Here is a 25,251-nt window from a genome sequence, read left to right as displayed (position 1 = left end):
GCTTGAACTACAAGTCGCCTAGAGAAGACTTCTTGCTGGCTAACTTAAAATTGAAATTTAGCGTTTTTTTCAAATAAAAACTCAAGCATAAATCTTGAGTTTTGGGTTATTTTTTAGGATAAAACATTCAAGACTGCCACACTGACGTCGTCAATAACATTTTCTTGGTTAGAACGGCTATTAGTTACCAACATTTCAAGGTTGCCTGCATTTTCATAGTAAAATGAAGCCCCTTTAGCATTGAAAACAACCAAAAAGTGCTCTTCACCACCATGAATCTCGTAGACAATCCAACCACTATTTTCAATGGCTGTATGAACAAATACATGACGGTAGACTTCTTCATAGGTAGGGTATGAAAAGGCACTAGTCTGGGTTTTAAGACGGATAATCTGACGGACAAACTCGATGCTATCTTGACGCTCATTGATCAAATCCCAGTTAACTTGGTTGACGCTATCAGGAGCATTGTAACTGTTCATTGCTCGCTCACGATCTGCGTGAGTCAACTCTCCATTTTCGCCTGTAGCTACGAGTTTAGTACGGCCAAACTCTTGCCCCAGTTCCATGAAGGCCATCCCTTGCATGAGAAGGTTCATGGCTGTCGCTGTTTCTACTTTCTTCATGATACGTTTATCACTCTCCATCGGATGAAGAGTTTTAAGTAAATCATGTAAATTATAGTTATCGTGGGCTTCTACGTAGTTAAGAACCTGATTGGGGCTGAGGTAAGAACCCAGCTCACGACTTCCAAGAATAGCCTTTGCGAGGATCGGCTCAGTACCTGCTCCACTGATGAAGCCAGATTTGATAGAGCCATAGACTTCACAACCTTTGACCGCATCACGTTGATTATCATTAAAGAATCCAATGTTTGGCAACTGGTAGGCATTGTCTTTCTTAGCCTTGTCATAAGGAGCAAGACCTGTTCCCATATCCCAACCTTCTCCATACAGGATGATTTTCGGATCGACTTCGTCCATAGCCCAACGAATCATCTGCATGGTTTTGACGTCATGTATTCCCATCAAATCAAAGCGGAAACCGTCAATATTGTATTCTTTTACCCAGTAGAGAAGAGAATCAATCATATATTTACGGAACATTTCATGCTCACTGGCAGTTTCGTTACCGACTCCTGTTCCATTTTGGTAGGTTCCATCATGGTTCATTCGATAATAATAATCAGGAACCGTTGTTTGGAATGGCGCATCCACCGTTGAGAAGGTATGATTGTAAACAACGTCCATAATAACACCGATACCAGCATCGTGATAAGCTTGGACCATGGCTTTCAAATCACGGATAGCTTGACCTGGATCATTTGTATTTGTAGACATGCTAGTTTCTGGAGCATTGTAGTTTTGTGGATCATATCCCCAGTTATAAGTTACATTTCCATCAGCGTCGTATTCTTTATGACGGTCAGCAATTGGTTGCAACTGAACATAGTTGACACCAAGTTCTTTGATGTAATCAAACGCTGTCGATTGACCATATTGGTTAACTGTTCCAGTTTGCGCTGCACCTAAGAAGGTTCCTCTTAATTCCGGCGCAACACCAGAGGTTTCAGACTTAGTCAAATCACGGATATGCATTTCATACACAACTGCCTGGCAAGGATTTTCCAAACGCCAAGTTGCTTCTGTACCATGCTTAACCTCAAAACCTTCGACTTGACGATCTTGGTTTGAGACAATGGCTGAACGTTTTCCATCAGGACTTGTCGCTATTGTATATGGATCACGAGTTAATGACTGGTGATGAGGAAAGTCAATTTGGTAGTGGTAAGCACAACCTGCTAAGCTTTCTGGAACTGATAAACTCCAAACACCAATTGTATTATACTTGTGACTATAGGAGTAACTATTTCCACGCTCCATTTCAAAGGTTTTAAGGATAGGTGCGTCGTTACTTGCAGATTCATAGACTACTACTTGGACAGATGTAGCTGTTGGTGCCCATAGGCTAAATCTTGTTTCAGTTTCAGAAACTTGACATCCCAACTCTCCTTGATAACCCCAGTGGTGGTCAAAACTAGCGCTATTGATTGCCTTGTCGAAGGCAAAAGGATTTTGGTCCTTATAGTGGGGACTGGCAATAGCTGGATTTTCAGAGTAATAAACTGTATCGTCTCCATCCAAAATCCAAACCTCTGTCAAAAGTGGATAGTAATTGAAGCGAATAGGATATTCTTTGCTGACACCATCTTTTTCAACAGTAAAAGTCATGGTCTCAAGGGCTACTTCACTCGATTGAGTCAGTGAAAATTTAGCTCCAAAATATTCTTCTTCTTTGATAAGCTCTACTGAATCTAGAGGCTTTTTGCTGAAACTGCAAGCCTCGTATGCTTCATCCTTACGATGGTAATGAATAAGTACAGGATAATTGTACATGGTTCTTCCTAATTTCTAAATTAATTTGATTTTATATGTTACTAATAATTTCTTGATCAAGTGCCTCACGATTCACAAAAAACTCAATGTGATTATGACATACTTCCAAATCTACTGGTGTGTCGCCACCGTATTCTCCATCAAGATTAAGCATAAACGGCTCTTCCTGATCTAAAGTTTCAATTCGGAGTTTACTCGTTTTCAGATATTCAACATTGACATCTGACACGTGTTGGCCTCCGTTCATGGCCTGAACTAGCAGACTCAACATATCTAGGATTTTATCTGTCTTTACTAGAATAAGCGTGAAATTGCCATCATCCAGTTTGGTATCAGGTGCGAATTGCTCAAATCCACCAATAGAATTGGTCAAGGCAACAAAGACAAGAGAAACTTCTCCTGTAAAAATTCCCCAATCATGGTAAATACGAACAGGACGGGCTTTGGATTTTGGAAACATCTCGAAGCCTTTAGCAACGTAGGCCAGATAACCCAAACGCGTCTTTAGTTCACTCGGAACACTAAAAGTTAACTCCGTAAGAGCTCCTGCCGCAGCAATATTGATGAAATACTTATCACCAAAGGCACGACCAATATCAATTTGCTTGGTTTCATTTTTAGCAATGATCTTCGCTGCAGCAACTGGATCGCCCATGGGGATTTTCAATGCTCTTGCATAGTCATTGGTAGTTCCAGTAGGAATGATGGCTATCTTTGGACGATGTTCCAGAGGTGCAATTCCATTAACCACTTCATTGATAGTACCATCGCCACCAGCTACCAAAACCAAATCAAATCCAGCTTTTGTAGCTCTTTCTGCTTCTTTCTGGGCTGATAAGTGTTCAGGTTTGGTCTGAAAAGCACTTGTTTCATAGCCTATGCTCTCTAACACTTCTAGAACTTCTGCGATATTTTGCTTGATAATTTCCTGGCCTGAGGTCGGATTATAAATGAGACGTGCGCGTTTTTTTACTTCTTTCATAGCTTACAAACTCTCAAGCCAAGCTTCATCACGAATCTCTATTCCCAGTTCTTGTGCTTTTTGGAGCTTGCTTCCTGCATCTGCTCCTGCTACAACAAGGTCTGTTTTTTTCGACACACTACCAGTAACCTTGGCTCCTAGACTTTCTAATTTATTTTTAGCTTCTGAGCGATTCAAACGCTCTAGCTTTCCTGTCAATACGACAGTTAGACCAGACAAGGCTGCATTTGCTGCAACTGTCTGTCCTTTGTAGTCTAGATTAACACCTGATTCTTTCAATTCCCTTAAAAGGATTTCAGAACCCTCTGTAGCAAAATAGGTCTGTAGGCTTTGAGCAATGACACTCCCCAAACTTTCAATATTTGCAATTTCTTCAGGATTGGCTTGTGCTAGCGATTCGATTGATTGGAAGTTTTGTAAAAGCAACTGACTTGCCTTACTTCCTACATGACGAATCCCCAAACCAAACAAAAGTTTTTCAGCAGAATTTTCTTTGGATGCTTGAATAGCCTGGTAGAGCTTTTGAGCAGATTTTTCCTTGATACCATCCAGCAAAAGCAAATCTTCCACAGTCAAGCGATAAATATCTGCAACATCCTTAACCAAATTGGCAGCAAATAATTTCTCCACGATTGATGGGCCAAGGCCAGAGATATTCATAGCATCACGCGATGCGAAATGCGTCAAACCTTCCTTAATCTGAGCTGGACAACGTGGGTTTATACAACGAAGAGCCACCTCATCTTCAAAGTGTAACAGCTTGCTCTCACAACTTGGACAGTTTGTTGGAATATCTAGTTTCTCCTCTGACACACGCTTAGACTCTACCACTCGTAAAACAGCTGGAATGATATCTCCCGCCTTGTAGACAATGACTGTATCCTCTTTTCGGATATCCTTTTCAGCGATATAGTCTACATTATGAAGCGTTGCACGACTAACTGTTGTACCTGCCAATTGCACCGGAGTAAGATTAGCAGTCGGAGTTACGACACCAGTTCTTCCTACTGTCCAGTCAACAGAAAGCAATTTTGCTTCTTTTTCTTCTGCAGGGAACTTATAAGCGACTGCCCACTTAGGTGCTTTAACTGTAAAACCAAGTTGCTCTTGACCAGCTAGGTCGTTGACCTTAATCACGACACCGTCGATATCATATGGCAATTGGTCTCTTTCTTGACCTACTTCTTGGATAAATTCCCAAACTTCGTCCATGCTATGGGCTAATAGTCGTCTAGGGTTAACCACAAAGCCCAACTGTTCCAGATGATTTAAAACCTTCTCTTGGCTGTCTCTAGTTGAAGGACTTGCTTCCTGATAGAGGAAAGTTGCAAGATTACGCTTAGCTACTACTCCTGTGTCTAACTGGCGAAGGGTTCCTGCAGCAGCATTTCGTGGATTGGCAAATTCTGGCTCCCCGTTTTCTTGACGAGATTGATTGACCTGGTCAAAAGAAGCTCTCGGCATATAACATTCACCACGAACTGTTATATCTATTTTTTCAGATAATGATAAAGGAATGTCTTTCACTCGTTTAAGATTTTCAGTGATGTTTTCACCAATGGAGCCATCACCACGAGTAGCTCCAGCAACAAAAATTCCTTGCCCATAAGTCAAGGAAATCGATAAACCATCAATTTTTAACTCACAGATATAAGTAACTTCATCCAATTCTTTACGAACACGCGCATCAAAGGCATCGAGCTCTTCACGAGAAAAAGCATCCTGCAAACTATAGAGAGGATACTGATGACTATATTTCTCAAATCCATCTAGAATCTTACCGCCAACACGGTGGGTTGGACTATCTGGCAAGACTTGCTCTGGATGAGCTTTTTCTAACTCTACCAGTTCACGATAAAGACGATCATACTCACTATCAGATACAGATGGGTTATCACTTGTATAATACTCTGTCGCATAGCGATTGAGCAACTCAACGAGCTCTTTCATTCTTTCATTCATAAAACCATTTTACCATAAAAAGGACTCTATAAACAATACTCAAGCTCTAAAAAAGAAAATGAGAAGGATATTTCTATCACTTCTCATTTATTTTTATTTTTTACGATTCAAAATAGCATTCAAGACGATGGCTACTGTACTTGCAATAACAATACCATTTGAGAAGAACATTTGTAATTCAGTCGGTAAAGTATTAAAGAGATTGCTTCCGTTTAATCCCACCCCAGCAGAGATAGAAACCGCTGCAATGAGGAAGTTGTGTTCATTGTGTTCGAAGTCTACACGCGCCAAGATTTGCATCCCTTGGAGCGAAACAAAACCAAACATAACGAGCATTGCTCCACCTAGAACAGGGCTAGGAATAATCTGAGCCAAGGCACCAAACTTAGGCAAGAGACCAAGTAAGATGAGGAAACCACCAGCGTAGTAGATCGGTAAACGTGTACGAATACCTGAAAGCTTCACCAAACCTACGTTTTGTGAAAATCCTGTATAAGGGAAGGTGTTGAAAAGTCCACCAAGTAACACAGCAAGACCTTCAGCGCGATAACCATTACGGAGACGAGTGCTATCGATTGGATCTTTAGTAATATCAGAAAGGGCAAGATATACACCAGTTGATTCTACCATTGATACAGTAGCGATGATACACATCATTACAATAGAAGAAATCTCAAATTGTGGAGCACCAAAGTAGAATGGAGTTGGGATATGAACAAGTGGAGCTTCTGCTACTGGAGAGAAATCAACCAAGCCCATAGTCGCAGCGATGATAGTACCTGCAATCAAACCAATCAAAATAGAAATAGATTTAATGAATCCTTTTGTAAAGATATTAACCAAGAGAATGATAAGAATAGTGATTGTTGCTAATGCTAAACTTTGTCCAGTTGGTTTTTCGACGTTATTTCCCATATTCCCAATAGCTACTGGAATCAAGGTCAATCCGATTGTTGTAATGACAGAACCCGTTACGATTGAAGGGAACAGATTAGCAATCTTAGAAAATACGCCTGCTACAAGAACGACATAAATACCAGAAGCAATCAAGGCACCAAACATAGCACCACTACCGTGACTTTGTCCAATCATAATAAGTGGAGCAACAGACTGAAAGGCCACACCCAGAACAACCGGTAAACCGACACCGAAATATTTATTTAATTGTAACTGCAATAGAGTTGCAACACCACACATAAAGATATCTGTAGAGATAAGGTATGTCAGTTGTTGTGGCGAGTAACCTAGGGCACCTGCAATCATGATTGGTACCAGGATTGAACCTGAGTACATGGCAAGTAAGTGTTGCAAGCCCAATACGGCCGCTTTTGAGTGGTTTTCTTTTTGATTCATTAGATGTCTGCCTCCTTGAAGATAACTCTTCCATTTTCAAAACGCTCTAAGCGAGCAAGTGATACTACCTGATGACCTGATTTTTCTAACAGTTCACGACCATCTTGGAAAGATTTTTCAATCACAATTCCGACGGCCTCGACTGTAGCACCAGCTTGTTCGATAATCTGAATCAAACCTTTAGCTGCTTGACCATTAGCCAAGAAATCATCAATAATTAATACTTTATCTCCTGGAGATAAGAACTTCCCTGCAATGGATACGGTACTAGTTACTTGTTTAGTGAAAGAATAAACCTCAGCAGTTAAAATTCCTTCATTCATGGTAATATTTTTTGCCTTCTTAGCAAAAATCATAGGTACATCTAATTGTTCTGCAACATATAGAGCTGGAGCAATTCCAGATGCTTCAATGGTTACGACTTTGGTAATACCTGCAATTTTAAAATATTCTGCAAAGGTGCGACCAATCTCGCGCATTAACTTATAATCAACTTGGTGAGTTAAGAAAGAATCCACCTTAAGAATATTCTCACCTAGAATATTCCCATCTTTTAAAATACGTTCCTCTAGTAATTTCACAATAACCTCCGAAATAAAAAGGGACTTACATAGTAAGCCCCTTAGAAAGATTGAAACAGATATCCCTGCTTCTTTTATCTCTCTTCGACTTACTCATTGTTAGGTATTTACGGTACCTTGTAGAAACGCCACGCCAATTCGCGGCATAAATAAGTAATCATATTTTTAGTGAGCATCTCCATTCCAGATAGAGTTCTTCACAATCACATAATCTACATGTCTAAGATCAGCTACCTTTCGACCTCCAGCGTAAGAAATCGAACTTTGCAAATCTTGTTCCATCTCAGTTAGGGTATCTTGTAAATGTCCTTTGGCAGGAAGAAGAATTTTCTTACCTTCGACATTCTTATAGGCACCTTTTTGGTATTCTGAAGCGGAACCATAGTATTCTTTAAATTGTTTACCATCGACTTCGACAGTTTTACCAGGGCTTTCGATATGGCCTGCAAATAAAGAACCAATCATAACCATACTTGCACCAAAGCGGATTGACTTGGCAATATCTCCGTGTGTACGGATACCACCATCGGCAATAATCGGTTTACGCGCAGCTTTAGCACACCAGCGAAGGGCCGCTAACTGCCATCCACCAGTACCAAAACCTGTTTTTACTTTAGTGATACAAACCTTCCCTGGACCGATTCCAACCTTAGTCGCATCCGCACCAGCATTTTCAAGTTCACGCACAGCTTCTGGAGTCCCAACGTTACCAGCGATTACAAAAGTCTCTGGCAATTCTTTCTTGATGTGCTGAATCATAGAAATCACGCTGTCAGCATGACCATGAGCGATATCAATAGTGATGTACTCTGGTGCATCAGCCTTTAATTGACTAACAAAGTCATACTCGTAATCTTTAACACCAACAGAGATAGAAGCAATCAAACCTTTCTCATGCATGCGTTTCACAAAAGGAATGCGTCCAGCTTCATCGAAGCGATGCATGATATAGAAATAACCACCTTTTGCAAGTTGTTCTGCAACATCTTCATCCAAGATAGTCTGCATATTAGAAGGAACAACTGGCAACTTAAAGGTATGTTTCCCCAAGGTCACATGTGTATCAGCTTCTGCTCGACTTTGAAGGACACACTTATTTGGGATTAGCTGAATATCTTCATAGTCAAAGATTGGAAATTCGTTTAACATATATCTCTCATTTCTCTTCTTTAGACTTTCCTAAAGTTAGGAATAGCCTCGTCTTTTCCAGACAATTACTCTAACAAGTTTACAATAATGTCCGTTTTTTGTCAATTATTATGACCGAAAACAAATAATGTTCGTTTTTTTCGTTTTCAATCAAGGAGATAACTAGACATTTACCCTGTATTTGTCTTACCTTTTAAATCCCTGCTGAGATTTTCGATAAATACTTTTTCAAAGGACTCCATCTTCCTGACAAAATCTTGATAGCTTTCAGCTTGTCCAGGGACTTGGATAGAACATTTCTTCAACAAGGCTCCATAACCTGCTAGCTTACCTATCTCATTATCAACTACCTTTTCCTTGCTTGGAAAAACAAGCCCAGCCTGCTCAGCTTTTAAAATATAAGAATAAGAAATCAGCTGGAACAAGTCTTCACGATTGATTCCCTTTTCAGTCAATTCCAGTTTTTTGTATTTAGCATCTAAAACGATTTTTAACTCTTTATGATAAAAATCTGGAAATATTTTTCTTTCACGATTAGAAAATACTGAAATACCATCCGTCTTATCCTTATTTCTAGGATGGATGAACTCTTTTGGCAACAAAGTATGAACATACTCTTCCCAAAGCCAAGCAACATCAAAAAGAATACCATGGATTTTTTGCTCTTGGTATCCTAAACCATGCTCTTCTCTATTTAGGATCATCAGGCAAAGCTCTTGCAATTTTCTGTACTCTCGAAAGTAGGCATGACGAAGAGGTTTGGTTTGATTTAGTCTGATAATCTTAGCTCGATCAGCTAGTTTATAAGATGAGGTTACTCGCACGATTTCTGCCACATTTTCACGACTAATAGAGAGATTATCAAGAACTCCTCTCCCTATACTTTTCTGATTCTTCATGAATTCAATAGTGTGACGGATCAGCTGCATGAGGGGATTATCATAGGTGAACTCTCTTGTTGTGTAGGCAATATTTCCCGTGAAAGGAAGATTTTTCTTGAGATGATTTCCTACATCAATCACTCCCTTAACATGACTGTCATTATGAGAAAATCTCTGGTATTCCTTATAAAGACCTTTTCGGAGAGTAGCTTGCAAATACTTGGGAAATAGATACATCAAAAGTTGATAGAGCTTATCTTTACGCGACAAAGCAACATCTAAACTAGTCAAATTGATATGAAGAACCTTTTGCAATAGATAATGCAAAAAATAGTCATCACTTTCGTTTGAAAAGCGAGAAGAAATGGTTAATCTCTCCTGACCGTAGCCAAGAAATCCAATGATATTTCCTGTCTTTATTTCCTGATTGACAGTTTCTAAGATTTTTTGATCCTTATCCAAGTCCGGAGAATATTCTAGGTCATTTGGAAAAATAAAGATATTGTCTTCTTGAGAAAGATTTCCTAATGTTCGATCTAAGAGAAGTTGGCTTATTTTGGGATATTCTGCAACAAAGTCTTCTTTAATAATCTTATGCTGATTATCAGTGATCCGCATTTTCATTTCCATCGCCTTCATTGTTGTCAGTAACTACCTGATTTTTTTGCTCATTGCTTGTCTTGTCAAAGGCCTTTTTCAAATTTACTATAGTTTCAGCTTCCTCGTAAGAACCTCGTAAATAATCTTCCAAGAGTGGTTTCAGATAATCAGACCAGAGTAATTCATAGTCAAAATTCACTTCCTCCAATTTAAGGAAATAACTTGGACCGATATGATAATGACTATTTAGCTCCTGAAGTTTTTCAATTTCAGCATTCAAGTTCCTTAGTCGAGTTTTAGCTTCTTCAGCATATTCACCTAGTTTCTCATCTAGGATATAAAATTGACTTTCAGCAGTAATTTCAACAAAACGGAAACGACGACGCATAGCAAAATCAAAAGTATCCACCGAACGGTCAATATCATTCATGGTTCCGATGATATAAACATTTTCTGGGATATAAAACTTTTCATCAGTTTCGTGTAGATTGGCATATTGGGTAGAAACACTCCCCTTCTCACCACGATAGCCAGGATCAATGGAGAAAAAGAGTTCACCAAAAATCTTAGATATTTCTCCACGATTTATTTCATCGATGATGAAGACGAATTTCTTGTCTGTATCAACCTCTGTTGGAGAAAGGTAGTCTTTAAGACCAAATCTCTTTCTCAATGTTTCTAGGACAGTTCTTCCACCACTTTTGTAGTATTCTTGCTTATTATAATTTTTATCTTTATACAACTCGTAAACATATTTGCGAGGTAGTGACCATCCTGGAACACCACTATCATAATTTACTGACAAATTTTGTCTACTATTAACAGATAAGTAAGATGTTTTTGTTATATATTCTTTTTCTTCAGCAACATTTATATATTCTAAGTAAGAATCCCAAGCCTCATCAAAATTATCTTGTCCTCCAATCAATTGGGCTTCTTTTGCCTTCTGACAAAAATCTTTAAAAATACCATCCTGTAGCTTAAACTCAATAGCTCCATCCCCATTTGATACCGGTCTTAAACCCTCCACAAAATCTGTATAATCATAGGATGGGTGAAATTGTACAAATCCGATTTGGTCTTCGTTGCCATCCGTTAATTCTTTGGCAATTTCCTTAGCAAGATAAGTTTTTCCCGTTCCTGGTGCACCACGGAGAATGAGGTTTTTTGATTGTAATAAGATATTACTCAAGGGATGATGGATATTATTTTGTTCAGACATTTCTTTCTCTCCTTGCTTATTATCACTATCTATAAAATATTTTGAATATTCAAATAAAATACTACCCAAAATTGAAGGTTCTAGTTCAGGATAGGTTTTAGAAAATAGTTTACAAATCTCATGATTCTGAAGATAAGGTCCCCCTTTATTTTTTTGAGGAAGTAGCTTGTTCCAGAATCTCTTTTGACTATTAAGATTTATGCCTAAGAAAGGATATCCCTCAGAATAGATACAAAGCAGTTTTGTAACAACTGCAGAACGCCCAATAAACTCATTATTTGACTTTTTAATGTCAAAAATAGGATTATTGAAATCTAACTTTATACCAGCTTGGATAATCTCATACAAATCAGATTTTAATTTGTTAAACCGATCTTCTAGTTCTGATTCTGGAATGATTTTATTAGCTTGGTTCTTATAGCTTTTGGTATCCTCATTCCAATAAATACCAAATTTTGAAGAACCTCCTCCGCCAATACCCATAAATAATGATTGGTACTTTCCTATCTCAAGAGCATAGCAAAATGAGTTGTTTTTCTCCCCCTTTCCAATAACATAATCATCAATAGACATGGTTAAAATTCTATCAAGTGGCCACTCTCTGAGAAATTCTTCACGTAATTGTTCATTGTAAATACTATATTTAGATGCATCTTCTCTTAATCTTATCTTATTTTCTTGGTACCAATCATAAAAATCTTCCAAACTAACTTTTCTTTTCAGCATCAATCTTACTCCTTTTATAATAATGTTCGAATAAAAAACTAGATATTTCATATATAGAATATCATACCCTATAAAAAAAGAAAAGAATTTCTAAAGAAAAGCCTAGTGTAGAGTAGGGTATTCCCTCATAACACTAGACTTCTTTTTTATCTTAATAATACTCTCCCTGACGGTAGTCCCATGAGTTAAAGGTATCTGACAGGTGCATCATGATTTTATCAATGTCAAGCCCTTTACGGATAACAACTGGTGCTGGTGAGGTTGATCGTGCTCCTCCTTGTTCTGGGATGAGTTTGCCATCTTTATCGACCATAGAGACCATCACACCTTGCTCGTATCGTGTTTCAATCGTTTTGTCAGGCTGGATAGATGCCACATAGTCGTCCGCCTCGATAACAAGGTCCACTGCTCCTTCGATGCGTTCTCCAATTCCTTCTACCTTACCTCTATTTCCTTTTCCAGATGGGTTAGCTGATGAGGCATAAACCATCTTGCCTTCTTCCCAAAGTTTGGCAGCCAATTGTTCACCTGCTTTCCCGAACTTGATAACAAAACAACTAGTACCACGCACGTCAGTCATGAGTTCTTCACGCCCATCCCCATAAGCTTTGAGTTTTTCAAAAGCTTCTGGTTTCCAAGGAAGGATACAACCAAGAAGAATGTCTTCGTCCCAATGTTTTTGGTAAAAGGCTTCAATTTCTGGGTTGAGTTGTGCTAAAGCGCGAAGCTCATCCATGCTACCGCAGAGAACAACACCTGGTTTGTTACGGTTACGCTCTTTGGCTTCAAACTTGCGTTCAAGTCCTGCCTTATCACTAGTCATGATGATGTAACCAACTTTTGTAGGGCAAACGATACATCCGCCCTCACCTTTTAAAATGTCATATCCTTCTTGTGAAAGTGTTCCCTTCCATTGAATGTGTTTTGTCATAGTTCTATTTCCTTTTCTATTTTTTCTAATCCTGCCAATAGGCTGGTCGTTGTTTTTCATAGGCAGCAATCAAATCTTCATACTGCAAGGTAATACCGATATCATCCAAACCATTTAAGAGTTTGTGTTTCCATTCACTATCGATTTCGAAAGTGAATTCTCCAACCGGTGAGATGATTTTTTGTTGTTCCAAGTCCACAGTTACCTGGTCACTTGGTTTTAGCTGGGCGAGTTTTTCTCTAACTTCCCTAGGTTGAACAATAGGCAACATGCCATTATTGAGCTCATTATTGTAATGAATATCCCCAAAAGACCCTGCAATCACGACCTTAAAACCGTAGTCTGCTAAAGCCCAAGCTGCGTGTTCCCTCGAAGACCCTGCCCCAAAGTTATCCCCTGAGATGAGAATACTAGCTTTCCGATATTCAGATCTGTTAAAGACAAAGTCTGGATCCTCAGTATACTTGTCATCCAAATAACGCCAAGCATACATGAGGTATTTGCCAAAACCTTTCTTGTCAATTAACTTCAGAAACTGTTTGGGAAGAATTTGGTCGGTATCGATATTGTCATTCATCAGAGGAACGGTCGTTCCCGTATAAACTGTAAATTTTTCCATATCCTCTCCTTACTGGGCTTCTGACATTTGTCGAACATCTACGAAGCGCCCTGCAATAGCTGCTGCTGCTGCCATTGCTGGACTGCAGAGGTGTGTTTTAGCACCAAAACCTTGTCTGTCTTCAAAGTTGCGGTTACTGGTTGAGGCACAGTGCACGCCATCTGGTACTTTATCAGGATTCATTCCAAGACACATAGAACACCCTGGATCTCTCCACTCAAAGCCAGCATCTTGGAAAACCTTATCCAAGCCCAACTTTTCAGCAGCTCGTTTGACTGGTCGAGAACCAGGTACCACAATAGCTGTTAAGTTAGGGGCAATCTTCTTCCCTTCGACAAATCGAGCTGCCAGTTGTAAATCACTGAGACGAGCATTTGTACAAGAGCCAATAAAGACATAGCCTAGTTGGATATCTGCTGGTTTCTGACCTGGTTGTAAATCCATGTAATGATAAGCACGTTCATCATTCATATCCTTTATTTCTGGGAAGCTACTATCAAAGTCAACACCCATAGCAGGACTGGTTCCCCAAGTCACCATAGGAGCCAATTCAGAGACATCCATTCGGATAACCTTGTCATAAACGGCATCGTCGTCGCTAATAAGCCTTTTCCAATCAGCTACTGCCGCATCAAAATCCTTGGGAACACACTCTCGCCCCTTCAAATAATCATAAGTCCTCTGATCTGGATTCATAATTCCCATTTTGGAACCAAATTCGATGGACATATTGCAGATAGTCATACACTCTTCCATGCTAAGTGCATCAATGGCCTGACCTCGATACTCCACCACGTAGCCAACACCACAAGCGACACCGTATTTGGCAATCAAAGCTAGAATGAAATCTTTGGCATAAACCCCTTTTTGAGGAACTCCTGTGAATTCCACCAACATTTTCTTGGGTTTAACCTGCCAAATGGTTTGGGTTGCAAAGACATGTTCAACCTCACTGGTTCCAATACCGAAGGCAATCGCTCCAAAAGCTCCGTGAGTTGCAGTATGGCTATCACCACAGACGATAAATTTTCCTGGTTGTGTTCTTCCTGTTTCTGGACCAACCATATGAACGATACCTTGCTTTTCTGAACCGTGGGCAGTATGTTCAATTCCAAACTCTTCAACATTTTCAGCTAACTTATCAATCTGTGCTTTGGAGATTACATCTCGAATATCGTAGATATTGACAGTTGGAACATTGTGGTCAAAGGTCCCAAATGTTAAATCGGGTCGTCTCAATCTACGTCCTGCATCTCGCAATCCTTGAAAAGCCTGAGGACTGGTCACCTCGTGAATATAATGTTGATCTACATACATGAGTTGAGGCTGCCCTTCTTCTCCTGTAATCACATGGAGGTCCCATAATTTATCAAAAATTGATTTTCCTGCCATCCATTACCTCCAAATAAAATATAAGGCTACTAGCGTGGTCACCATTCCTAGAAACCAAACTGTTTTAAAATACCATTTTCTAGTCTTGTGATGAAAAACGATTCCTGCTAGACAGGCACCAAAACCACCACAAGCAAAGGCTAAAATGAGTAAGATTTTCTCTGGGATGCGCCAAGCTCTTCTCCTTGCCTTGAATTTGTCAATGCCATATATCAAGAAAATAATGAGATTCCAAATCAGGAGGGCAAAAGTAATTCCTTCGTTTAGTTTCATAGTCTTGCGATAATGGCTTCCGTCATTTCCTTGGTCGAAGCCTGTCCTCCTATATCTCTCGTTAAAATTCCTACTGCTAAAGTTGCTTCAACAGCATCTTCGATACGCTTTGCATCATCATATCGTCCAAAACTATCACGCAACATCATAGCAACTGATAAAATCATGGAAATAGGATTGGCAATACCTAGACCTGCGATATCAGGCGCTGAACCATGAATGGGTTCATAGAGGCTTGGCCCTTTCTCAGAGTGACTGGCTGATGGCATAACTCCAAGTGTACCAGATAGAACACTTGACTCATCCGAGAGGATGTCCCCGAAAAGATTCTCTGTCACGATAACATCAAATTTGGATGGATTTGTAATCATGAGCATGGCAGCCGAGTCGACCAGCTGGTGCTCCAGGGTTACATCGGGATAATCTTTCGCGACTTCTTCAGCCACTTTCCTCCAAAGTTTTGATGTTGCCAAAACATTTTGCTTATCAATACTGGTAAGGATTTTTCTCCGACTTCTTGCAATTTCAAAGGCCTTGCGAATAATCCGCTCTACTTCCTCATAACTATAATCATTGATATCACGCGCTTTTCGGTCTTCAAGGATATGATCACCAAAGTAAATCCCACCTATCAACTCACGTACTACAACAAAGTCAACACCAGCAATTCGTTCAGGTTTGAGAGGCGATAAGTGCTTAAGACTCTCAAAAATTTTAACTGGACGAATATTAGCATAGAGATTGAGTTCCTTTCGGAGTGCCAAAAGCCCTTGTTCGGGTCGAACTGTAGCATCATCATACTGAGGACTACCAATTGCAGCGAGTAGAATAGCATCCGCTTCTCTAGAAGCCTTGAGCGTTTCGTCTGGCAAGGGATGTCCTGTAACATCAATACCTGCACCTCCAAAAGGTCGTCTGTCTATTTCATAATCAAAGCCTGTTTTTTTAGCTATAGCTTCCAGAACCTCTAACCCAGCCTCCATGATTTCTGGGCCGATTCCATCCCCTGCTAGAGCTACTATTTTCTTTGTCATAGCCTTCTCCTTTACACACTAGGCATGTCACGATAGGAAACACTGCGTCCCATCTCACCAGCATTCTCTTTTTGAACAAAGGTATTGGCATTGATGTAGGCAATAGCCGAAGCCTTCAACACATCAAAGTCAAGACCTGCTGCGTTAAAGATGGTTTCTGTATCTCTATTTTCAACAGTGACCAAGACCCGAGCTTGAGCATCGATTCCATCTGTCACAGCGTCAATAGTGTAGGACACCAAGCGAACGGATTGATTGAAGAATTTGTCGATAGCATTGAAGATAGCTTCAACAGAACCTTGTCCTGTTGCATTAAATTCGACTTTCTCGCCATCCATGTTGGCTAGGCTAACGAGCGCTTCGATATCATTATCCGCATGAGTTTGCAGTTGTAAATCATCAAAGTGGAAGCCTTCTGGATTTTCAACCATGGTTCCAGCTACCAGCGCACGAATATCTGCATCTGTGATTTCTTGTTTCTTGTCTGCCAACGCCTTGAACTTAGCAAAGAGTGGCTTGATATCCTCTTCTGTAAAATCTAGTGCCAATTCTCTTAGTTTCTCAACAAAGGCATGGCGACCAGACAATTTTCCAAGTGGAAGACTATTACTCTTGACACCAACCAATTCAGGGGTGATGATCTCATAAGTGAGAGGATTTTTAAGAACTCCGTCTTGGTGAATACCAGATTCGTGAGAGAAGGCATTGCCACCGATCACAGCCTTATTTTTAGGAACTGGAATACCTGAGAAGCGAGAAACCATTTCAGAAGTATTGATGGTTTCATTTAGGACAATACTGGTTACTGCTTGATAGTAATCTTGGCGAATATTGAGAGCAACTGCAATTTCTTCCAAAGCAGCATTACCAGCTCGCTCACCAATACCGTTGATAGTCCCTTCAACACGTCCTGCACCATTCTTGACAGCAGCAAGGCTATTAGCCACTGCCATTCCAAGGTCATCGTGACAGTGAGGCGAATAGATAATCTGACGATCCGTCTTGACATTTTCAATCAAGTATTTGAAGATAGCTCCGTACTCTTCTGGAGTGGTGAATCCAACCGTATCAGGAATATTGATATAAGACGCCCCTGCATCAACCGCTGTTTGAACAACTTGCAAGAGGAAATACAACTCTGTTCTAGTCGCATCCTCAGGAGAGAATTCGACTATCTCAAACTTAGAACGGGCATAAGAAACGTGCTCCTTAATAGCTTCCAAAATCTCTTCCTTGCTCTTATTGAGCTTATACTTGCGGTGAATGGGACTGGTAGCAATAAAGACGTGCACTTGTGGATACTTGGCGTCCTTGAGGGCCTCATAACAAGCATCAATATCAGACTTGACAGAGCGTGCCAAACCAGTCACCGCCGTTTTCTTCAAGACCTTAGCAATCTCCTGCACTGCCGTAAATGAGTCTGGGCTAGCCGCTGGAAAACCAGCTTCAATTGCCGAAATTCCCCATTTTTCCAGTTGTCTCGCAATGGCAATCTTTTCCTTAATAGAAAAATTAACACCTGGTGTCTGCTCACCATCTCGAAGGCTAGTATCTAGAAATTCAACTGTTCTCATAAGATTTCCCCTTTTCTAAATTTGGTTTTAAAAAAACATCTCGCTCGGAGTTCCAAGCGAGATGTTGATTTACTCCCGCTTGGTAAGCCAAACAGGACTAATGCTTCTGCACTAGCCCGAGTACCTCAACAACAAAGCAAATTGATTAAACTTAGCTGTTTTCATGCTTGACTTTCTCCTTCGTTTGATATCTTGTTTAGTATTTTAGCATATGAAAAAACACATGTCAAGAAAAAATCCAATATTTTCTGAAAATTTCTTTAGTAAAGAATATTTTGCTAATTGAAAGTATTTGAAAACTCAAATATGTTTATTTATTTCTTAGAAGTCAAAAACCAACTTCTCTCAAATAATTCAAGCACCTTTTCGTCAGTTAGAGTGTCATCGAGTGGAAGACTAATCCAGTAGCGCTTGTTCATATGAAAGGCTGGATAAATCCCTTTTTTTACCAACAAATCAGATACTTGATCATGTTTGAGATTGACTATTTCCACTAATCCTTCTCTGCCCTTTTCAAGCTTATCCCAAGAAATCTTCATAAGAACCGCATACCACTTCTGATTATTTTCATGGCGTAAAATCGCAGTATCAGGAGATTTCTCCCATAAGTATTCTAATTGATTTTCATACTTTTCTTGAACACGAGTCATGATTCTCTTGGTCTGAGGATAGATAAAATCCTGCACATCAAAACAAGACTTTCGGATTTCATAAAGAACTTCTAAGCAGGCTTCACGGACACTTCCTACAAATGTCCCTCTCATACTGGTCATATGAACTTGAGGATAGAGATCCCCAGTTTCTTGGTCATAAACTTGAAAACCTAAGACTCCATCCTCAACTGTAAGCATCATGAGAAAGTCTCCCTGCAAGATAGTCGAACTATGGATCCATACGCCTTGATTTTCTACAAATCCATACTCTTTAGCCTTTTTACTGTTAAATTGGTAGGCCTTAAAAATTTCAAACATAAGCGAAAACTGCTACCATAAGCTAGCAGTTCCTTTCTATTTTTTAAAAGACAACCTTAGTTCCATGTAATTGTGTCACGCCCAGTTGGTCAATAAAGGTTTGACGGTTGTCCATGTCAATCCCCCCACCTGGTAAAATTTCAATTTTTCCTGCAGCGTGTTCTAGAATTCTATGATAGTGAGCAAAGCGTTTCTCTAACGAGTCGCCAGATACACCAGCTCGAGCGAGGATGCGTGTTACACCAGCCTGGCTGAGCCAATCAATGGCTTCCAACTGATCTTCATCGCTCAAATCATCGAAAGCCATATGGAAGACAATCTCCATACCTTTAGATGCTGCAATTAATTTTTCAAGGTTGGCCTTATCCAATTTCTTATCAGCAGTCAATGCACCAAAGACAACGCCTTGGCTTCCTGCTTGAGCAGTTAGAGCAATATCCTCAAGCATGATAGCAACTTCTAAATCATTGTAGACAAAATCACCACCACGCGGGCGAATCATAGTCATAATGTTCGTATCGTAGTCGGCCGCCAGTTCCACAGCTGCCTTTGTCACTCCGTAGCTTGGAGTTGTTCCACCAACTGCTAGATTATCACAGAGCTCGATGCGACGAGCTCCTGCCTGCATAGCTTTTTCAAGCAAGGTCACATTTTCAGCACAAAATTCGTAAATCATTTGATTCTCCTTGAGTATTACTTTGAATTTATTATATCATATTGTTGTGAATATGTTTTTATTTTTATCAAGGGAAATCGTTACTTATTAAAGCTATTCTTTATCAGGAATCACCTTAAAAAGATAGTAAGTAATAAAGATGGTTAAACATCCCAAACCGATTTTGACTGGTAAAAGAGGCGCAAAATAAATGGAAATTCCCATCAAGATATAAATAGATACAATAATCTTTTTTTTACGTTCACGCGCAATAGACTTGGTCTCACGAAAGTCCGCAACATAAGTCTGGTAAAGTTTGGTATGATAAAGCCAATCTTCAAAACGCTTGGAACTTCTGGAAAAACAAGCAATAGACAACAGAAGAAAAGGAGTCGTAGGCAACAAGGGCAAGACAACTCCAACAATAGCCAGAGCTAATGACAGAAATCCAATAATCAGATAAATAATACGCATAACTTCTCCTAGTTTAAAATAATCAACTACTAGTTTCCCACAAAGTAAGGAATTTTGTCAAGCCTTTACTAAAAAGAGCCTGAAATTTACTTTCAGGACTCATTTTTTATTTGATTTTTTCTTCTTCGTAATCACCATTGCTACAAACGATTTGCTTACCGCCACCACGGACCTTTTTCTCCATGAGGAAGTTTCCACATTTCGGACAATCTCGCCCTACAGGCTTGTCCCAAGAAGTGAATTCACACTCTGGATAGCGATTGCAACCATAGAAGATACGATTACGCTTAGTTTTTCGTTCAATAATTTGTCCTTGATGACAGCTTGGACACTCAACACCAATCTCTTTCACGATAGCCTGTGTATGACGGCAATCTGGGAAATTGCTACAAGCATAAAACTTACCAAAACGACCAAGTTTAATGACCATCGGACTACCACACTCTTCACAATCAAATCCTGCTGGCTCATCCTTGATTTGGATTTTTTCCATTTCCTCTTCGGCTTTGGCAACCTCTTTAGAGAAGGGTTTGTAAAATTCATCAATGACTCGTTGCCATTGTTCTTTTCCGACCTCGACATTATCAAGTTTTCTTTCCATTTCAGCTGTAAAAGTCACATTGACAATGTCAGGGAAGTACTCAACAATCAGTTTATTGACAATTTCTCCCAACTCTGTCGGTTCAAAACGCTTGGCTGCCAAACGCACATAATAGCGCTTTTGAATAGTTTCAATGGTAGGTGCATAAGTCGATGGACGTCCAACCCCATTTTCTTCCAAGGTCTTAATCAGTGTTGCTTCCGAATATCGGGCTGGGGGTTGAGTGAAGTGCTGCTCAGGTTTACTATTGACCTGTTTGACCACATCACCAACTGCCATGTCCGGCAACATCTTATTCTTATCTGAGTCATTGTAAATGGCCAAGTAACCATCAAACTTAACTTGACTACCATTTGCTGCAAATTGAACTCCATTTTGAGAGAGCTTAACAGCCATGGTATCAAAGATGGCACCAGTCATCTGACTCGCTACAAAACGGTTCCAGATAAGGGTATAGAGTTTTAGTTGGTCTTTGTCTAAGTATTTAGCAATTTTTTCTGGCGTGTTAAAGACACTTGATGGACGAATAGCCTCATGGGCATCTTGAGCACCAGTAGCATTTTTGACCTTGCTACCATGCTTAGAATACTTACTACCAAAACGTTCATTGATGTAGCTTGCAGCTTCATTTTGTGCAACTGGACTGATACGAGTCGAGTCTGTACGCATATAGGTGATCAAACCTTGGACACCCGTACCAATATTAATCCCTTCATAGAGTTGTTGGGCAACCATCATGGTCTTTCGAGTACGGAAATTGATTTTATTAGCTGCATCCATCTGCATAGTTGAGGTAGTATAAGGTAGTGGAGCATTACGCTTGCGCTCTTTTTTATCTACCTGATCCACTGTAAAGTCTTTGCTGGATAGGTGAGACAAGACTTCTTTGACTTCTTCATTACTAGTCAATTTCATCTTCTTGCCATTCATTCCATAGAAAGATGCTTGGAATTGCTTAGTCCCCTTTTTGAAGACTCCATCAATAGTCCAATATTCTTCTGGTTGAAAAGCATTGATCTCATTTTCACGGTCAATGATTAACTTGAGCGCAACAGACTGAACACGGCCAGCTGATAAGCCCTTCTTAACCTTTTTCCATAAAATTGGTGAGATAGAATAACCTACCAAGCGGTCCAATACACGACGAGCTTGTTGGGCATCCACCAAATCCATGTCAATCTTACGAGGTTCTTTAAAAGCATTTTTTACTGCATCTTTTGTAATCTCGTTGAAAACAACACGGTTAGCATCATTTTCATCAAGATTCAGAATATGAGCTAAATGCCAAGAAATAGCTTCTCCTTCGCGGTCCGGGTCACTTGCGAGAAAGACTTTACTGGATTTTTTAGCTTCTTTTTTCAAGTCATTGATCAGAGGACCTTTCCCACGAATATTGATATATTGGGGTTCATAATTATTTTCTACATCGACTGACATACTGGATTTTTTCAAATCACGAATATGACCAACACTGGCTAAAACCTTATAATTTCTACCCAGGTATTTCTCAATCGTTTTAGCCTTTGCAGGCGACTCCACGATTACTAGATTTTTTTTAACTATTGATTTTTTTTTCTTTGTTGCCGTAGCCACAGTATCACACCTTTTCAAAGTAATAAACTTTATAAAGTGTAAACCATTTTTAAAAACCTGTCAAGACTTAACTCTTATATATAGAAGAAAAGTTTAACCGATAAAACCTTGCTAGTTCTTAAAATTCAAATTCTGCTAGCACATCCTGACCACTCGAAACAAGTTTTGCACCTTCTTGAACCAAGTGATGACAACCATCTGAACGACCATCTAAAATGCTACCTGGAATAGCAAAAACATCTCTTCCTTCTTCCATAGCTCGCTCACAGGTAATCAAACTACCAGATCTCATCTTTGCCTCAGCAACGATAACACCCATACATAGGCCAGCAATAATCCGATTTCGTGCTGGAAAGTGATATTTCAAAGGTTCTTCACCCGGTCCATATTCACTCAGTAGCAAATGATATTCACCGATGTAGTCCTGCAGTCGTTTATTAGATCGAGGATAATAGACATCCAAGCCAGTCCCTATAACTGCAATAGTTTTTCCACCACCTTGAAGAATAGACATATGCGCTGCAGTATCAATCCCTCTAGCAAGCCCACTCACAATCACCAGCTCATTCTCCAGTTCTTCAATAATCTTACGGACTGATTTTGTCCCTGTTTGACTACAAGAGCGACTGCCCACAACTGCAATCTTAGGCAACTTTAAGAGATTTAAATCGCCCTTATAAAATAACAATACTGGAGCATCATAGATTTCACTGAGAGCAAATGGATAGACATCGTCTAGGATGGAAAAAGAGGGAAATTTTTCAAAGTCACTTCTTAATCGCTCCATACTTTCAAAGGTGAGTTTATGGTAACGTTCCATAAAAACCACTGGATTTCGACACTCAGATGCTTCTGCTATCGTTTCTAGGGGTAATTCTTGATCATAGATTTCTCCATATTGAAGTACCTTTAGAACTTGTTGATTACTTAGACCTGCTTGTTTTAACTTATAAATCTCAAAATTATCAATCTTAATTTTCATGATAGACTCCTTATTTTTCTCTCTATCTATTTATTCGTAAAAAAAGAAAAAAACTTCCCAACAAATTGACTTGTTTAGGAAGTTTCTATTATTAATAATGAAAATTTTAGTAATCAGGACGAAGAACTCCGGTGACAGTTGCCTTGGTTGCTTCGTAATCCCCATCAATAACAACCTTGATAATGCGTTTAGCATCCTCTTCAGGCGCAGGAACCAAAGGTAGACGAGTTGGCCCTGCTTCGAATCCCATATAGTTGAGTACTGCCTTAACAGGTGCCGGACTTGGGTATGAGAAGAGAGCATTAACTTTAGGAATAAATTTACGTTGAATAGCTGCCGCTTTCTTCATATCACTTTCTTCGATTGCAGTGAACATTTCATGCATCTCATCCCCATTTGTGTGGGAAGCAACAGATATAACTCCGTCTGCACCAAGGTTCATAGCATGGAAGGCATCTCCATCCTCACCAGTGTATACCAAGAATTCTTCTGGCTTATGCTCAATCAAGTAAGCCATATTGGCAAGGCTGGTACATTCCTTAACACCAATGATATTTGGATGTTCCGCCAAACGAAGTAAGGTATCTGGAGTCATTTCTACAACTACACGACCTGGAATGTTATAGATAATGATAGGTAAATCAGATGCATCTGCAATAGCTTTAAAGTGTTGATACATACCTTCTTGAGATGGTTTATTGTAGTAAGGAACAATCGCAAGACCAGCCGCAAAACCGCCAAACTCTGCTACCTCCTTGACGAACTCAATAGAGTCTCGTGTATCATTGGTACCAACACCAGCGATTAAAGGAACACGGCCATTGACAACCTTTTGAACAGCTGCAAACAACTGCAACTCCTCATCGTGAGTTAGAGTCGGACTCTCAGCAGTTGTTCCTGCTAGGAGAATTCCGTCTGTATGATGTGCTAATAAATGTTCAATCAACTTTGGAATGGCATCGAAATTGATTGACCCATCTTCATGAAAAGGAGTAATAAAGGCCGTGATAATTTTACAATCTTTTAAATCTTGATAAGACATACAAAACACCTCTCTATTTTAAAGAAGGAGTTCAAATGAACTCCTACACATTATTTCAATTCAAATTTTAATTCAGCTGTTGGGCGTACTAGACCACGTTCGTGAAGTGTTTCTGCGATTTGAACTGAGTTCCAAGCTGCACCTTTAAGAAGATTATCAGATACTACCCACATATGAATACCTTTTTCTGCATCCAAGTCTTTACGGATACGTCCAACGAAGGTATCACGTGAACCAACAGCATTTACTGCTTGAGGATAGATTTGGTGAGCAACATCATCTTCAAGAACCGCACCTGGGAAGGCAGCAATAGCTGCTTTCACTTCTTCGATTGGTGCTACTTCTTTTGTTTCAATATAGACTGACTCAGAGTGAGCTGACAAAACTGGAATACGTACACATGTTGCTGATACGGCAATGCTATCGTCTTCCATGATTTTCTTGGTTTCATTGGTCATCTTCATCTCTTCGTAAGTGTAGTCATTGTCAGTGAAGACGTCAATTTGCGGAAGAGCATTGAAGGCGATTGGATAGTGTTTCTTATCTCCACCTGAAGGCAGGATTTCCGCATGCAAATCACGTGGATTTACACCGTCATTCAAGACTTCACGAAGCTCACGTTGGGTTTCAAGAATTGCTCCCATACCAGCACCTGAAACTGCTTGATAAGTTGATACGATGATACGGTCCAAGCCCCATTTCTGACGAACTGGTTCAAGAGCTACCATCATTTGAATTGTTGAACAGTTAGGACAAGAGATGATTCCGTTGTGAGCATCAAGGGCGTGAGCATTCACTTCAGGAACAACCAATGGTACATCTGGATTTTGACGGAAGTAAGAAGTGTTATCTACGACGACTGCACCTGCCTTAACAGCATAAGGTGCGTATTTTGCAGAAGTTGATCCACCAGCTGAGAAGAGAGCTATATCAACCCCTTCAAAAGCATCTTCTGTTGTTTCTTCGATAGTCACATCTTGACCTTTGAATTGTAAAACCTTTCCTGCAGAACGTGCAGACGCAAGGTAACGAATCTTATCGATCGGAAGAGTTGATTCTTCCAACATTTTGATCATTTGAGCACCAACGGCACCTGTAGCGCCAACAACAGCAACTGTGTATCCCATAACAAACCTCTTTCGGAATTTTCTAAAAATTTCTATAATAGAAACATTATACTACTTTTTACCAAAATTGAAAAGTCTTTTTCCTATCTATTTTCTGAAGGTAATTTCTCAAAGTAACTTCCACTTTCCTG

General features: G+C 39.8%; 21 protein-coding genes and 1 riboswitch. All 21 genes read right to left on the bottom strand.

What is annotated here, in order from left to right; translation table 11 throughout:
- Positions 1 to 113 precede the first annotated feature (113 nt).
- Positions 114 to 2,396 (bottom strand): type I pullulanase, encoded by a 2,283-nt coding sequence (gene pulA, locus HMPREF2837_RS00255; RefSeq protein ID WP_049549582.1) that lies wholly within the window; start codon positions 2,394 to 2,396, stop codon positions 114 to 116.
- A 31-nt stretch (positions 2,397 to 2,427) separates the two neighbouring features.
- On the bottom strand, positions 2,428 to 3,378 hold the full coding sequence (locus tag HMPREF2837_RS00250) for a diacylglycerol kinase family lipid kinase (protein ID WP_049549581.1): 951 nt from the start codon (positions 3,376 to 3,378) through the stop codon (positions 2,428 to 2,430).
- A gap of 3 nt (positions 3,379 to 3,381) precedes the next feature.
- A complete protein-coding gene (gene ligA / locus HMPREF2837_RS00245) occupies positions 3,382 to 5,340 on the bottom strand; it encodes an NAD-dependent DNA ligase LigA (protein WP_049549580.1) in 1,959 nt (652 codons plus the stop codon).
- Positions 5,341 to 5,433: 93 nt separating this feature from the next.
- Positions 5,434 to 6,693, bottom strand: a complete 1,260-nt coding sequence (locus tag HMPREF2837_RS00240) for a nucleobase:cation symporter-2 family protein (protein WP_049549579.1) — start codon at positions 6,691 to 6,693, stop codon at positions 5,434 to 5,436.
- The gene (locus HMPREF2837_RS00235) at positions 6,693 to 7,274 is read right to left on the bottom strand and encodes a xanthine phosphoribosyltransferase (RefSeq protein WP_049549578.1); all 582 of its coding nucleotides are present in this window, start codon (positions 7,272 to 7,274) and stop codon (positions 6,693 to 6,695) included. Before HMPREF2837_RS00235 ends, HMPREF2837_RS00240 begins: the two co-directional genes overlap by 1 nt.
- Before the next feature lie 76 nt (positions 7,275 to 7,350).
- Positions 7,351 to 7,447: riboswitch (purine riboswitch) on the bottom strand.
- Positions 7,440 to 8,423: a GMP reductase gene (guaC, locus tag HMPREF2837_RS00230; RefSeq protein WP_049549577.1), complete on the bottom strand. Its 984-nt coding sequence runs from the start codon at positions 8,421 to 8,423 to the stop codon at positions 7,440 to 7,442. It overlaps the preceding riboswitch by 8 nt.
- Positions 8,424 to 8,593: 170 nt before the next feature.
- Complete coding sequence (locus HMPREF2837_RS00225) at positions 8,594 to 9,922, bottom strand: McrC family protein (protein ID WP_075230494.1); 1,329 nt, start codon at positions 9,920 to 9,922, stop codon at positions 8,594 to 8,596.
- Complete coding sequence (locus HMPREF2837_RS00220) at positions 9,909 to 11,852, bottom strand: McrB family protein (RefSeq protein ID WP_075230493.1); 1,944 nt, start codon at positions 11,850 to 11,852, stop codon at positions 9,909 to 9,911. The genes HMPREF2837_RS00225 and HMPREF2837_RS00220 overlap by 14 nt, the downstream gene beginning before the upstream one ends.
- 151 nt (positions 11,853 to 12,003) lie before the next feature.
- Positions 12,004 to 12,783 carry an L-threonylcarbamoyladenylate synthase gene (locus tag HMPREF2837_RS00215; RefSeq protein ID WP_000160496.1) on the bottom strand — a complete coding sequence of 260 codons (780 nt, stop codon included), beginning with the start codon at positions 12,781 to 12,783 and terminating at the stop codon, positions 12,004 to 12,006.
- Between the two features lie 25 nt (positions 12,784 to 12,808).
- Positions 12,809 to 13,402: a 3-isopropylmalate dehydratase small subunit gene (gene leuD, locus HMPREF2837_RS00210; RefSeq protein WP_075230492.1), complete on the bottom strand. Its 594-nt coding sequence runs from the start codon at positions 13,400 to 13,402 to the stop codon at positions 12,809 to 12,811.
- 9 nt (positions 13,403 to 13,411) lie between these two features.
- Complete coding sequence (gene leuC / locus HMPREF2837_RS00205) at positions 13,412 to 14,794, bottom strand: 3-isopropylmalate dehydratase large subunit (protein WP_049549574.1); 1,383 nt, start codon at positions 14,792 to 14,794, stop codon at positions 13,412 to 13,414.
- A gap of 3 nt (positions 14,795 to 14,797) precedes the next feature.
- Complete coding sequence (locus tag HMPREF2837_RS00200) at positions 14,798 to 15,067, bottom strand: DUF1294 domain-containing protein (RefSeq protein ID WP_049549573.1); 270 nt, start codon at positions 15,065 to 15,067, stop codon at positions 14,798 to 14,800.
- Positions 15,064 to 16,101: a 3-isopropylmalate dehydrogenase gene (gene leuB / locus HMPREF2837_RS00195; RefSeq protein WP_049549572.1), complete on the bottom strand. Its 1,038-nt coding sequence runs from the start codon at positions 16,099 to 16,101 to the stop codon at positions 15,064 to 15,066. The genes HMPREF2837_RS00200 and leuB overlap by 4 nt, the downstream gene beginning before the upstream one ends.
- 11 nt (positions 16,102 to 16,112) lie before the next feature.
- Positions 16,113 to 17,675, bottom strand: a complete 1,563-nt coding sequence (locus HMPREF2837_RS00190) for a 2-isopropylmalate synthase (RefSeq protein ID WP_049549571.1) — start codon at positions 17,673 to 17,675, stop codon at positions 16,113 to 16,115.
- Between the two features lie 314 nt (positions 17,676 to 17,989).
- Positions 17,990 to 18,646, bottom strand: a complete 657-nt coding sequence (locus HMPREF2837_RS00185; RefSeq protein WP_049549570.1) for an MmcQ/YjbR family DNA-binding protein — start codon at positions 18,644 to 18,646, stop codon at positions 17,990 to 17,992.
- A 43-nt stretch (positions 18,647 to 18,689) separates the two neighbouring features.
- A complete protein-coding gene (locus tag HMPREF2837_RS00180; RefSeq protein WP_049549569.1) occupies positions 18,690 to 19,322 on the bottom strand; it encodes a copper homeostasis protein CutC in 633 nt (210 codons plus the stop codon).
- 93 nt (positions 19,323 to 19,415) lie between these two features.
- Positions 19,416 to 19,775: a YbaN family protein gene (locus HMPREF2837_RS00175; RefSeq protein ID WP_045763427.1), complete on the bottom strand. Its 360-nt coding sequence runs from the start codon at positions 19,773 to 19,775 to the stop codon at positions 19,416 to 19,418.
- A gap of 106 nt (positions 19,776 to 19,881) precedes the next feature.
- Positions 19,882 to 21,969: a type I DNA topoisomerase gene (gene topA, locus HMPREF2837_RS00170; protein WP_049549568.1), complete on the bottom strand. Its 2,088-nt coding sequence runs from the start codon at positions 21,967 to 21,969 to the stop codon at positions 19,882 to 19,884.
- A 118-nt stretch (positions 21,970 to 22,087) separates the two neighbouring features.
- Positions 22,088 to 22,945, bottom strand: a complete 858-nt coding sequence (gene dprA / locus HMPREF2837_RS00165; RefSeq protein WP_148131773.1) for a DNA-processing protein DprA — start codon at positions 22,943 to 22,945, stop codon at positions 22,088 to 22,090.
- 112 nt (positions 22,946 to 23,057) lie between these two features.
- Positions 23,058 to 23,993, bottom strand: coding sequence for a 4-hydroxy-tetrahydrodipicolinate synthase (gene dapA / locus HMPREF2837_RS00160; protein WP_000121596.1), 936 nt, complete (start codon positions 23,991 to 23,993; stop codon positions 23,058 to 23,060).
- Positions 23,994 to 24,043: 50 nt separating this feature from the next.
- Entirely contained in the window at positions 24,044 to 25,120 is a 1,077-nt protein-coding gene (locus tag HMPREF2837_RS00155; RefSeq protein ID WP_000542499.1) for an aspartate-semialdehyde dehydrogenase, read from the bottom strand.
- Between the last annotated feature and the right edge of the window lie 131 nt (positions 25,121 to 25,251).

This window comes from Streptococcus sp. HMSC071D03, from assembly GCF_001812125.1.
GTDB lineage: Bacteria > Bacillota > Bacilli > Lactobacillales > Streptococcaceae > Streptococcus > Streptococcus pseudopneumoniae_N.
The sequence above is the reverse complement of the archived record's forward strand: the minus strand, read 5'-3'. Positions and strand labels throughout refer to the sequence as shown.

Coding starts and splice junctions, on each gene's coding strand:
- HMPREF2837_RS00185 (WP_049549570.1), bottom strand. CDS start 18,646: ATGTTTGAAATTTTTAAGGCCTACCAATTTAACAGTAAAAAGGCTAAA.
- leuC (WP_049549574.1), bottom strand. CDS start 14,794: ATGGCAGGAAAATCAATTTTTGATAAATTATGGGACCTCCATGTGATT.
- HMPREF2837_RS00200 (WP_049549573.1), bottom strand. CDS start 15,067: ATGAAACTAAACGAAGGAATTACTTTTGCCCTCCTGATTTGGAATCTC.
- HMPREF2837_RS00175 (WP_045763427.1), bottom strand. CDS start 19,775: ATGCGTATTATTTATCTGATTATTGGATTTCTGTCATTAGCTCTGGCT.
- HMPREF2837_RS00250 (WP_049549581.1), bottom strand. CDS start 3,378: ATGAAAGAAGTAAAAAAACGCGCACGTCTCATTTATAATCCGACCTCA.
- HMPREF2837_RS00240 (WP_049549579.1), bottom strand. CDS start 6,693: ATGAATCAAAAAGAAAACCACTCAAAAGCGGCCGTATTGGGCTTGCAA.
- HMPREF2837_RS00155 (WP_000542499.1), bottom strand. CDS start 25,120: ATGGGATACACAGTTGCTGTTGTTGGCGCTACAGGTGCCGTTGGTGCT.
- leuD (WP_075230492.1), bottom strand. CDS start 13,402: ATGGAAAAATTTACAGTTTATACGGGAACGACCGTTCCTCTGATGAAT.
- HMPREF2837_RS00225 (WP_075230494.1), bottom strand. CDS start 9,922: ATGCGGATCACTGATAATCAGCATAAGATTATTAAAGAAGACTTTGTT.
- HMPREF2837_RS00190 (WP_049549571.1), bottom strand. CDS start 17,675: ATGAGAACAGTTGAATTTCTAGATACTAGCCTTCGAGATGGTGAGCAG.
- guaC (WP_049549577.1), bottom strand. CDS start 8,423: ATGTTAAACGAATTTCCAATCTTTGACTATGAAGATATTCAGCTAATC.
- ligA (WP_049549580.1), bottom strand. CDS start 5,340: ATGAATGAAAGAATGAAAGAGCTCGTTGAGTTGCTCAATCGCTATGCG.
- HMPREF2837_RS00180 (WP_049549569.1), bottom strand. CDS start 19,322: ATGATTTACGAATTTTGTGCTGAAAATGTGACCTTGCTTGAAAAAGCT.
- dapA (WP_000121596.1), bottom strand. CDS start 23,993: ATGTCTTATCAAGATTTAAAAGATTGTAAAATTATCACGGCCTTTATT.
- leuB (WP_049549572.1), bottom strand. CDS start 16,101: ATGACAAAGAAAATAGTAGCTCTAGCAGGGGATGGAATCGGCCCAGAA.
- HMPREF2837_RS00215 (WP_000160496.1), bottom strand. CDS start 12,783: ATGACAAAACACATTCAATGGAAGGGAACACTTTCACAAGAAGGATAT.
- pulA (WP_049549582.1), bottom strand. CDS start 2,396: ATGTACAATTATCCTGTACTTATTCATTACCATCGTAAGGATGAAGCA.
- HMPREF2837_RS00220 (WP_075230493.1), bottom strand. CDS start 11,852: ATGCTGAAAAGAAAAGTTAGTTTGGAAGATTTTTATGATTGGTACCAA.